At 68.4% G+C, this 11,165-nt stretch carries 8 protein-coding genes and 1 pseudogene; 5 read left to right on the forward strand and 4 right to left on the reverse strand.

Features of this window, described 5'->3' with window-relative positions; genetic code table 11:
- Positions 1-2,371: PKD domain-containing protein (locus VFG33_RS26065; protein WP_325055592.1), on the reverse strand; the 2,371-nt coding region annotated here is incomplete at its 3' end.
- A 207-nt stretch (positions 2,372-2,578) separates the two neighbouring features.
- Positions 2,579-3,154: pseudogene (locus VFG33_RS26070) on the reverse strand (amidohydrolase family protein); the annotation flags it as partial.
- 32 nt (positions 3,155-3,186) lie between these two features.
- Here VFG33_RS26070 and VFG33_RS26075 point away from each other — a divergent pair.
- Positions 3,187-3,981 carry a tyrosine-type recombinase/integrase gene (locus VFG33_RS26075; RefSeq protein WP_325055593.1) on the forward strand — a complete coding sequence of 265 codons (795 nt, stop codon included), beginning with the start codon at positions 3,187-3,189 and terminating at the stop codon, positions 3,979-3,981.
- 12 nt (positions 3,982-3,993) lie between these two features.
- Here VFG33_RS26075 and VFG33_RS26080 read toward each other — a convergent pair whose 3' ends face one another.
- Entirely contained in the window at positions 3,994-5,379 is a 1,386-nt protein-coding gene (locus VFG33_RS26080; protein WP_325055594.1) for an acyl-CoA dehydrogenase family protein, read from the reverse strand.
- A 114-nt stretch (positions 5,380-5,493) separates the two neighbouring features.
- On the opposite strand from VFG33_RS26080, the gene VFG33_RS26085 reads away from it, so the two are divergent.
- From VFG33_RS26085 to VFG33_RS26100, 4 genes are read left to right on the forward strand one after another with little or no spacing between them, the layout of a single operon-like run.
- On the forward strand, positions 5,494-6,480 hold the full coding sequence (locus VFG33_RS26085; protein WP_325055595.1) for a TetR/AcrR family transcriptional regulator: 987 nt from the start codon (positions 5,494-5,496) through the stop codon (positions 6,478-6,480).
- A complete protein-coding gene (locus VFG33_RS26090) occupies positions 6,477-7,763 on the forward strand; it encodes an acetyl-CoA C-acetyltransferase (RefSeq protein WP_325055596.1) in 1,287 nt (428 codons plus the stop codon). The genes VFG33_RS26085 and VFG33_RS26090 overlap by 4 nt, the downstream gene beginning before the upstream one ends.
- Positions 7,760-9,106 carry a 3-oxoacyl-ACP reductase gene (locus tag VFG33_RS26095; protein WP_325055597.1) on the forward strand — a complete coding sequence of 449 codons (1,347 nt, stop codon included), beginning with the start codon at positions 7,760-7,762 and terminating at the stop codon, positions 9,104-9,106. The genes VFG33_RS26090 and VFG33_RS26095 overlap by 4 nt, the downstream gene beginning before the upstream one ends.
- A gap of 1 nt (position 9,107) precedes the next feature.
- On the forward strand, positions 9,108-9,965 hold the full coding sequence (locus tag VFG33_RS26100) for a MaoC family dehydratase (protein ID WP_325055598.1): 858 nt from the start codon (positions 9,108-9,110) through the stop codon (positions 9,963-9,965).
- A 17-nt stretch (positions 9,966-9,982) separates the two neighbouring features.
- Here the strand turns inward: VFG33_RS26100 and VFG33_RS26105 are convergent.
- On the reverse strand, positions 9,983-11,165 hold a 1,183-nt coding region (locus tag VFG33_RS26105; protein ID WP_325055599.1), incomplete at its 5' end, for an aminoacyl--tRNA ligase-related protein.

Here is an 11,165-nt window from a genome sequence, read left to right on the forward strand (position 1 = left end):
CCGTGTTGACCGTCTGCGCCGTACCGGCGTTCGCCACCGGCACCTGATTGACCGGGGTGGTGGTCACCGTGGTGGTCGCCGCCGCGCTGTTGGCCCGGCCGTCCCGCACCACCAGGCTGAAGGTCAGCGTGGACGCCGAGGACGGGGCGGTGAAGGTCGGCTTCGCCGCCGTCGTACTGGACAGCGTCACCGCCGGTCCACCGGTCTGGGTCCACGCGTAGGTGAGGTCGTCGCCGTCGGCGTCGGTGCCGGACCCGTTCAGGGTCACGGTCGTACCAGCCACGACCGACTGCGGCGCACCGGCGTTCGCCACCGGGAGGCGGTTGTTCGACTCCGAGAGCGGCCGCGGGGTGCAGTTGCTCACCGAGACCGTGAAGGGCTCGACGTCGTTGTCCGTCTCGATCATGGCGCCGTCCTCGGAGCCACTGAGCGAGATGGTGTACGCCTGGCCGGCGTTCACGCGGGTCTCCCGCCACTCGTCCGTACCGCGCTCCCACTCGATGATCAGGACCCGGCCGGTGACCACGCGGACGGTGCACCCGTCGGCCCAGGCACCCATGTACGGGTAGAGCGGAACGCCCGACTCCGAGTAGACGGTGCGCGCGTTGTCGCCGGAGCGGCCGTTGCCCTGGTAGGCCGTGCCGACCGGCCAGGCGATCACGCCGCCGTACCAGTCACCGGGGTTCTCGCCGGTGCCGGCGTAGCGCCAGCGGGCGTTGACCCAGGAGACCGGGTCGCAGGTGGTGGGGTCGGTACAGGCGGGCGGCGTCGGCGGGACCGGCGGGCCGGGCACGAAGGCGTACTCGAACGGCGAACCGCTCTGCACGCTGACGATGCTGCTGCCGCTCAGAGTGGTCGGCACGGTGTAGCTCTGGCCGGCCGACAGGTTGGCCAGCGACGCGTGCGAGTCCCCGACCGGGCCGGAGAACACGGTGGCGCTGCCCGACGTGACGGTGATCTTCCAATTCGCCAACTGCGGGGCCGGCGCGTAGACGTCGTGCGAGGCGGTGTAGCCGTAGCGGGCCCGGCTGGGGTCGGCCTCGGCCGGCCAGACGGCGGCGTACCCGCTGTCCGACGGACCCCACGGGCACGGGCTGCTGGTGCAGGTCCAGGTCACCCGGGCCGACTCGCCGTCGCCGGCCGGCGGGGGCGTGACCGGCCCACCCGGGGTGAACGTGTACTCGAACGCAGAGCCGCCCTGCACGCTGACGATGCTGCTGCTGCTCAGGGTGCTCGACACGGTGTAGCTCTCGCCGGCCGACAGCGCGGCCAGCGACGAGTGCGAGTCCCAGACCGGGCCCGCGTACACAGCGGCGCTGCCGGAGGTGACGGTGATCTTCCAGCCGGCCACCTTCGCCGCCGGGGCGTACACGTCGTGGGAGACGGTGTAGCCGTAGCGGGCCCGGGTGGGCTCGGCCGTCGCGGGCCAGACCGCCGCGTTGCTGGTGTAGCTCGCACCCGACGGGCAGGGCGTGCCGGTGCAGTTCCAGATGGCCAGCACCGAACCGTCGCCGGACGCCGGCGGCGGCGTGGTCGGCTCGCCCGGAGCGAAGGTGACCCGGAACGCGCCATCGCCCTGCACGCTCACGATGCTGCTGTTGCTGAGCGTGCTGGACACGGTGTAGCTCTCGCCGGCCGACAGCGCGGCCAGCGACGAGTGCGAGTCGTCGGCCGGGCCCGCGTAAACCGTGGCGCTGCCGGAGGTGACGGTGATCTTCCAGCCGGCCACCTTGGACACCGGAGCGTAGACGTCGGCGGAGACGGTGTAGCCGTAGCGGGCCCGGACCGGCTGGGCCGCGGCCGGCCAGACGCCCGCGTTGCTGGTGTAGCTCTGGCCCGACGGGCAGGGGCTGCTGGTGCAGTTCCAGGTGGCCAGCACCGAGCCGTCACCGGAGGCCGGCGGCGGCGGGTCGGTCGGGGTGCCGGGGGTGATCGTGTACTCGAACGACCCACCGTCCTGCACGCTGACGAGGCTGCTGTTACTCAGCGTGCTGGGCAGGGTGTAGCTGTCGCCGGTCTGCAGATTGGCCAGCGACGAGTGCGAGTCGTCGGCCGGGCCCGCGTAAACCGTGGCGCTGCCGGACGTGACGGTGATCTTCCAGCCCGCCACCTTGGGCGCCGGGGCGTACACGTCGTGGGAGACGGTATAGCCGTAGCGGGCCCGGACCGGCTCGGCCGCGGCCGGCCAGACCGCCGTGTTGCTGGTGTCCGACGGGCCCCACGGGCACGGGCTGCTGGTGCAGGACCACGTCGCCCCAACGGAGGACGCAGGATCACCCTCGGCTGCCCGCGCGGGCGAGGCGGTGAGGCCTAGCACCATCACGACCGCAGTAGTGAGAACGAAAAATGCGGTCGCGAAACGTTTCGGCATGCCGGCCCCCCGGATTGTGACTCTCTGCTTGCGGCAAACCGTAGCCCAAGTCGCTCTCTGTCAACCGAAAAAGAAGCGAAAAAATGCAACCACGTACCATTTGTTATGGACTTCATCACGCTATGGAAAAACCCCATTACTCATTGATGAGAAATGGGAAGATCGCGGGACTGAAGGGCTCGCGGCGGGTGCAGAGCGTAGTGGTCATCAGAGGGGGCGGCCGGCTAGCCAGGTTTGGGTGATGAGGGGTACGCCGGGGCGGTAGGCCAGGTGGAGATAGGAGGGGGCGTCGAGGACGGCCAGGTCGGCGCGAGCGCCTACGGTCACGCGGCCGATGTCGTCGCGGCGGAGCGAGGCGGCGCCGCCTGCGGTGGCTGACCAGAGGGCTTCGGCCGGGCTCATGTGCATTTCGCGGACGGCCAGGGCGATGCAGAGCGGCATCGACGAGGAGTAGCAGGAGCCCGGGTTGCAGTCGCTGGCCAGCGAGACGGTGGCGCCGGCGTCGAGCAGGCGGCGAGCGTCCGGGTAGGGCGAGCGGGTGGAGAACTCGACCGCCGGCAGCAGACCGGCCACGACCCCGGATGAGGCGAGGGCGTCGATGTCGGCGTCGGCGAGGTGGGTGCAGTGGTCGGCGGCCGCGGCACCGAGCTCGCAGGCCAACTGGACACCCGGGCCGGGGCCGAGCTGGTTGGCGTGGACGCGGAGGCCGAGGCCCTTGGCGGCGCCGGCGGTGAGGATCGCCCGGGCCTGGTCCGCGTCGAAGACGCCGGTCTCGACGAAGACGAGACTCCCGAAGGGGCAGAGGAGCGCCCTAGTTGAACGTCGCTTGGGGCGATGACGTCGTACTGCGGATCGCCGAGGGGCATCCCCCGCAGTACAGGGCAATTGCGTCCGTCGGTGCGGCGTGCGGGCTGCGGCAGGGTGAGATCTTCGGGCTCGCGGAAGAGGATGTCGACTTTGACGAGATGGTCATTCGCGTGCGGCGGCAGCTGAAGAAGCTCGGGGGAGAGTTCGTGTTCGCGCTGCCGAAGAACGACACCGAGCGGACGGTTCCGATGTCGGATGGGGCTGCCCTGCTCCTGAAAGAGCACATCGAAGCTGTCGGGCCGCGGCCGTACACGCTGCCGTGGGAGAAGGTCGACGGCGCACCGCACACCGTCAAGCTTCTCTTTCGTTGGACTGATGACAAGCACATCCGGGCTCGGACGTACGACGAAATGGTCTGGAAGCCGGCTCTATTCCACGCCGGAGTCATCCGTGAACCGATGAGGGACGCCCGGGGGCGGAGGCACTACGTCTCAAGTCGAGCGAACGGGATGCACGCGCTGCGGCACTACTACGCGAGCATCACCCTGGCTGACGGCGTCAACATCAAGGAGCTTGCGGAGTACCTCGGGCACGGAGACCCAGGCTCCACCCTCCGGCTCTACACCCACATGTTGCCCTCCTCGCACGAGCGGGCGCGCAAGGCCGTGGACAACAGACTGTCCAGAATCTTCTCTCTAAAATCTCACGGGGCAGTGACGGAGCAGGCCGCCGTACGCTCCCCCGCTGGCTTGTGGGAGCCGCACGACGGCATGGATAGCGGAGAGCCTGGAATCAGCCTCTGACCTGCGGGAACGTCAGCGGATGCGCATACCGGAGATGGCTCTGGAGATGACAAGGCGCTGGATTTCGCTGGTGCCCTCGAAGATGGTGTAGATCTTTGAGTCTCGGTGCATGCGTTCTACTGGGTACTCGCGGGTGTAGCCGTTGCCGCCCAGGATTTGGATGGCTTCTTCAGTGGCCTTCACCGCGACCTCGCTGGCCTTGAGTTTGGCCATCGAGCCTTCGCCGTTGCGGTAGTCGGGCTGCTGGCCGCGCATCAGCGCCGCGGACATGAAGGCTGCGCGCCAGACGAGCAGCCTGGCGGCGTCGATCTCCATTGCCATGTCGGCGAGTTTGAAGGCGATGCCCTGGTTGTCGATGATCGGGCGGCCGAACTGCTCGCGGCCCTTCGCGTAGTCCAGTGCGAACTCGTACGCCGCGCGCGCGATCCCGATCGCCTGGGAACCGACGATGTGGCGAGTGATCTCAAAGGTCGCCATCGACGCGTTACCGCGGGCCTTCTCGCCGGTCTTCTCGCGGGCCTTCGCCAGCCGGGCGTCCAGCTTCTCCTTGCCGCCCAGCACGTTCGCGCCCGGGATCCGGACGTCGTCGAAGAACACGTCCGCGGTGTGCGACGCCCGCAGCCCGTGCTTCTTCAGCTTCTTCCCCGGCACGAGCCCCTTGACCTCGGACTTCGGTACGACGAACGCGGCCTGCCCGCGGCTACCCAGAGACGGGTCGACCGTGGCCACGACGACATGGACATCCGCGATCCCGCCATTGGTCGCCCAGGCCTTCTGCCCGTTGATGACCCATTCGTCCGTCTTCTCGTCGTACGTCGCCTTCGTGCGGATCGCGGATACGTCAGACCCAGCACCTGGCTCGGACGAGCAGAACGCGGCGACCTGTACGTCGTCAGCAGATCCGTAGCAGCGTGGCAGCCACTGGCCCCACTGCTCGGGGGTTCCGTTGGAGAAGATCGCGGAGCTCGCCAGCCCGGTGCCGATCAGGGACATCCCGATGCCCGCGTCGCCCCAGAACAGCTCTTCCTGCACCAGCGGCATCAACAGGCCGGACGGGTCGATGAACAGGTTGACGCTCGCGTCCATCCCGTAGAGCCCGATCTTGGCGGCCTCCTGGATCACCGGCCACGGGGTCTCCTCGCGCTCGTCCCACTCCGAGGCGGCCGGCCGGATCACCGAGGCGGCGAATTCGTGCGCCCAGTCCCGGATCTCGCGCTGCTCCTCGTTCAGGTTGAGGTTGAAGGTCTGCCACTCCGGCTTCGAGCGCTCGGCGGCGAGTTCGCCGGCCAGCCCCATCACGTCGGCCGACAGGGGTGCCGAACCACGGACGCCGGTACTGCGTGCGTCGGTGGCGGGCGAGTCGCCTGGTGATCCGGCGTCAGCCGTTGACTCGGTCATGGTCATCGATTCCTCCGGACGAACTGCAGGGGGTGGAGACGTTCAGAAGTGATGTTACCCACGAGTGTAACTATCGTTTGCACCAGGTGGTACCGATGTGACTAAGATCGGTCCATGAGCTCCGCGCTGCTCGCGATCGGACGCCGCCGGACCACGGCGGAGCGCCGGCGCGACCGGGAGCGGGACATCATCGCCGCCACCCGCGAACTGTTCGACGAGCGCGGCACGATCGACGCCCAGATCGACGACATCGCCAAGCGGGTCGGCATCAACAAAGCGCTGATCTACCGGCATTTCGCCGGTAAGGAAGAGCTGTTCGCGCTCACGCTGGTCGACTACCTCGGTGAGCTCGACGAACGGCTCCAGAAGGTGGACAGCCCACGACGGGCTCCGATGAACCGACTGCGGGCGCTAAGTGAAGTGTTCGTCGACTTCTGCCTGGAGTATCCGGCCTTCGCGGATTGCGCGATGAGCCTGTTGCGGCGGACCGGCGCCGAGTTGTTCGGCGAGATCACCGAGCCGGTGATGCTCAAGCTCGGTGCGGCGATGGCGAGCGCGCTCGACCGGATCTCCACGATCTTGAAGGCTGGGCAGCGCACTGGTGTGTTTGCCGAGGCGGACACCGACTACCTGGCCAATCATCTGTACACGCAGACCCTGGGTGCGATGCACATGGCGCGGATGGGCCTGATCGTGTCGCGCGAGATAGGCGATGCAAACCCGGCGCGGCCGACTCACCCGGTGGTGCACCAGGCTGACATCGCCACGGTCCGCTCAACCGCGATCACCGCCACCCTGGCGACCGCGGTCGGCCTGAACGCCCTCACCGCCCGCGCTGTGGTAGGCAGCTCACCAAAACCGAACGGCTCCCCCAAACCCGCCGGCGCCGCCAAAGCGATCGGCGCCCCCAAGCCGGCTCGCGCCCGCCAAGCCAGCGTCTCCCCCAAACCGGCTGGCTCCTCCAAACCCGCCAAGTCCACCGTGCCGGCCAAGACCGCCCAGCCGACCAAGTCCGCCCCGCAAGACAAGACTTCCGCTCGTACGACCGCCGCCCGGACCTCCACTTCACGTAGCTCACGAACAGCAGGAGAGAAACCGTGACCGAGACCCGCAAGGTGGCTGTTGTCGCCGGCAACCGAATTCCGTTTGCCCGGCAGGACAAGACGTACCGGCATGCGTCCAACTCCGACATGCTGACCGCCGCCCTGAACGGCCTGGTCGACCGCACCGGCCTGGGCGGTCAGGAGCTCGGCGAAGTCGTGGCCGGCGCAGTACTGAAGCACGCGCGCGACTGGAACATGGTGAGAGAGGTGGTGCTCGGGTCGAAGCTCGCGCCCACCACCCCGGCGTACGACATCCAGCAGGCCTGTGGCACCGGACTCGAGGCGGCCATCCTCGTCGGCAACAAGATCGCGCTCGGGCAGATCGAGGCCGGGATCGCCGGCGGGGTCGACACCGCGTCCGACGCGCCGATCGCGGTGAACGACGAACTGCGGAACATCCTCCTCGACCTCAACCGGGCGAAGTCCGTGCAACAACGGCTCCAGGTCCTCACCCGGCTCCGGCCGAGGGACGTCGTACCGGAGATCCCGCGCAACGCGGAGCCCCGTACGCGCAAGTCGATGGGCGAGCACGCAGCCCTCACCGCACTCGAGTGGGGCATCACCCGCGAAGCACAAGACGAGCTCGCCTACCGGTCCCACATGAACCTGGCCGCGGCGTACGACCGAGGCTTCCAGCAGGACCTGATCACGCCGTACCTGGGACTCGAGAAGGACCAGAACCTCCGGCCCGACACCACGATCGAGAAGCTCGCCAAGTTGAAGCCGGTCTTCGGCAAGGGCGAGACCGCGACGATGACGGCCGGCAACTCCACTCCCCTGACCGACGGCGCGTCCACTGTCCTGCTGTCGACCGACGAGTGGGCTGCCGAGCACGGCCTCAAACCGCTCGCCTATCTGACCCACTCGCAGACGGCCGCAGTGGACTATGTGAAAGGTGCCGAGGGCCTGCTGATGGCTCCCGCGTACGCCGTACCGCGGATGCTGGCGCGCGCTGGTCTGACCCTGCAGGACTTCGACTACTACGAGATCCACGAGGCGTTCGCGTCCCAGGTGCTGGCGACCCTGAAGGCGTGGGAGGATCCGATCTTCTGCAAGGAACGACTCGGCCTGGATGCGCCACTGGGCGAGATCGACCGCGACAAGCTGAACGTGAACGGCAGCTCGCTGGCCGCCGGACACCCGTTCGCCGCGACCGGCGGGCGGATCGTCGCCGGCCTCGCCAAGCAGCTGCATGAGAACGGCGGTGGACGCGGCCTGATCTCGATCTGCGCCGCCGGCGGTCAGGGCGTCGTGGCCATCCTCGAGGGGAGCACCAAATGACGGATCGGTACCAGACGTTCACCCGGACGCCGCTGGGCCGGACCCTGGTGAAGAACCTGGGCCTGCCCGATCCGACCCCGCTGCAGCGCTGGACCGAGGGTTCGCGGGTGATCGACGGCCAGGTCGTCTTCGGCGCGATCGGCGAAACCGAGGCGGGCAAGGCGATCCAGGCCCTGCTGCGCGACGTCGGAGCCTCCTTCAGTACTGCGGCCGAAGGCGTCGCGTCGAGCGAGCTCCGTCCGAAGGCACTGGTGTTCGACGCGACCGGAGCAACCTCCACAGCGGACCTCACGTCGCTCCAGCGATTCTTCTCCCCCGTCATCAGGCAACTCGGTACTGCGGGACGCGTGATCGTGGTCGGCCGGACACCCGAGCTCTCCCCGAGCCCCGAGCAGCACATCGCCCAGCGCGCCCTCGAAGGTTTCACCCGGTCGCTCGGCAAAGAGGTGAAGCGCGGCGCCACGGTCAACCTGGTCTACGTCGCCCCCGACGCGCACGACCAGCTCGACTCGACCCTGCGGTTCTTCTTGTCGCCGAAGTCGGCGTACGTCGATGGTCAGGTGGTCCGCGTCGGTGCCGGACCGGTCGTCGGCAACGACCCCGCGGCGCCGCTCGCGGGCAAGGTCGCGGTGGTCACCGGCGCCGCCCGCGGTATCGGTGCGGCGATCGCCCAGACGCTCGCCCGGGACGGTGCCACCGTGATGGGTGTCGACGTGCCGCAGAACGCGAACGACCTGCGGAAGGTGATGTCCGCTATCGGCGGCAGCGAGTTGCTGCTGGACGTGACCGCGATCGACGCCCCGCAGCGGATCGCGGCCCATGCCGAGGAACATCACGGCGGCCTCGACGTGGTCGTGCACAACGCGGGCATCACCCGCGACAAGCGACTCGCGAACATGCGGACCGACACGTGGGACGCGGTGCTCGACGTCAACCTCCGCGCGCCCGAGCGGATCACCACACACCTGCTGGAATCCGGCGCCCTGCATGACGGCGGCTCGGTGATCGGCGTCGCCTCGATCGCGGGGATCGCCGGGAACAACGGCCAGACGAACTACGCGACCTCCAAGGCCGGCGTGATCGGGCTGGTGCAGGCGCTCGCGCCGCGGATCACCGACCGGCAGATCCGGATCAACGCGGTCGCGCCTGGCTTCATCGAGACCGAGATGACCGCGAGGGTGCCGTTCGCGATCCGCGAGGTCGGGCGCCGGGTCAACTCGCTGCAGCAGGGTGGGCAACCGGTCGACGTCGCCGAGACGATCGCCTGGTTCGCCGATCCAGCTTCTGCGGGGATCACCGGCAACGTGGTCCGGGTCTGCGGCCAGAGCATGCTCGGCGCCTGAGATGCCGACCCGCCGGTACGACGATTCGCCGCGGTTCGGGTCGCTCTATGCCAAAACGGTCAAGGCGACGTTGCGGAGAACGGAGTATGAGCCGGACTCCGACGGGCTGACCCTCGAACTCCCCCAGGCTGCGATCGACCACGACCACCTCACGGCGTACCGGGAAGTCACCGGGTTCAGCCCGGGCCCGGCGCTACCGGTGACGTATCCGCATGTGCTGGCGTTCCCGTTGCACCTGGACCTGATGTCCGATCCGTCGTTCCCGCACAGGCCGATGGGCATCGTGCACCTGTCGAACACGATCACCCAGCTGAAGCCGATCCCGCTGCACGCCGAGCTCGCGATCAGCGTGCACAGCGGCGCCGAACGGCCGCATCCCAAGGGCACGGTGTTCGAGGTGCTCAGCTCGGTGAGCGTCGACGGAGAGGTGGTGTGGACCGACTCCACCAGCCTGCTGAGCCGGTCCTCCGGGACGCCCTCCGCGCACGCCGATCTGCTGCCAGATCCCGAGCTCGAGCCCACCGCCTGGTGGGACCTGCACGGGAACCTCGGCCGCCGGTACGCCGCTGCGTCGGGCGACCGCAATCCGATCCATCTGTTCAAGCTGACCGCGCAGGCCTTCGGTTTCCCGCGGCAGATCGCGCACGGCATGTGGGCCAAGGCAGCCTGCCTCGCCTCGATCCAGCGTGGATCGGGGCTGCCCGATGCCTTCACCGTGCGCGTCGACTTCCGCAAACCGCTGCTCCTGCCTTCCCGCGTTCAGTTCGGCTACCAGTCAACCGGTTCCACGGTCGACTTCTCCCTCCACAGCGACGACCGTTCCGTCGTCCACCTGATCGGCCAGCTCCAATCCCGCTGAGCCGGACGCGCACGCCATCACAATGCGCCTCGGTTCGAATCCGCACGCTCAGCCTGGGGCTGCGACGGAGATTGTGATGGGCTGGCGGTCCGGACCCACGGATCCACAGCGCCCCGGATCTCGTCCAGCGCCTCGCCGATCGGAGCCGGCTCGACCTGCTGGCCGTCTCGATGACGGATCGCGAGCAGACCAGCGGCGGCTTCCCGGGCACCGATGACGGCCTGGAACGGGGCCAGGCGGTTCTCCCGGATGCGGGCGCCGAGGCTGCCTTCGTCCGCGTGCGCCAACTCGACCCGGATCCCCCGATCAACTGCGCGCCTGACTACCTCGGCTGCGACCTTCTCCTCGGCGTCCGAGATGGGGAGTACAACCAGCTGGACCGGGGCGAGCCAGGCCGGGAATGCGCCGCCGTGGACCTCGATCAGGTGGGCGACGGCTCGTTCGATGCTGCCGACGATCGAGCGGTGCACCATCACCGGGCGGTGCTTGTTGCCGTCGGCACCGATGTACTCCAGGTTGAAAGCCGCGGGCTGGTGGAAGTCGACCTGGACGGTAGACAGGCTGGACTCCCGGCCGGCCGCGTCCTCGATCTGGATGTCGATCTTCGGGCCGTAGAAGGCCGCCTCGCCGGGCGCCTCCTCATAGACGATTCCGGCGCTGTCGAGCGCGTCCTTCAGCAGACCGGCGGCCTGTGCCCAACTGTCCGGATCCCCGACGTACTTGCTGTCCGGGGAACCGATCTGAGCGTCTTCGGACGGCAGCGACAACACGTACCGGGCGGCCTTGATGCCCATGTCGCGATAGGCCTGGTTGATCAGCTCGAGTGCATCGCGCACCTCGCTGGCGACCTGGTCGAGGCTGCAGAAAATGTGCCCGTCATTGAGCTGGATCGCCCGGACCCTGGTGAGCCCGCCGAGGACGCCGGACAGTTCGGACCGGTACATGCCGCCGAGCTCGGAGATTCGCAGGGGCAGCTCGCGATAGCTGTGGGCCCGAGACCGGTAGATCAGGGCGTGGTGCGGGCACAGGCTGGGGCGTAGTACGACCTGCTCGCCGCCGATGTCCATCGGCGGGTACATGTCGTCGCTGTACTTCGACCAGTGGCCTGAGATCTCATACAACTCGCGCTTGCCGAGCACGGGTGAGTAAACCTGCTGGTAGCCGGCTCTTCGCTCGACGTCGGCGATGTAGCGCTCCAGG

The organism is Kribbella sp., from assembly GCF_035687465.1.
Taxonomy (GTDB): Bacteria; Actinomycetota; Actinomycetes; order Propionibacteriales; family Kribbellaceae; genus Kribbella.

Bases quoted from the DNA above. Each gene is read 5' to 3' on its own strand.
- VFG33_RS26085 (WP_325055595.1), top strand. From the start codon at position 5,494: ATGAGCTCCGCGCTGCTCGCGATCGGACGCCGCCGGACCACGGCGGAG.
- VFG33_RS26080 (WP_325055594.1), bottom strand. From the start codon at position 5,379: ATGACCGAGTCAACGGCTGACGCCGGATCACCAGGCGACTCGCCCGCC.
- VFG33_RS26095 (WP_325055597.1), top strand. From the start codon at position 7,760: ATGACGGATCGGTACCAGACGTTCACCCGGACGCCGCTGGGCCGGACC.
- VFG33_RS26100 (WP_325055598.1), top strand. From the start codon at position 9,108: ATGCCGACCCGCCGGTACGACGATTCGCCGCGGTTCGGGTCGCTCTAT.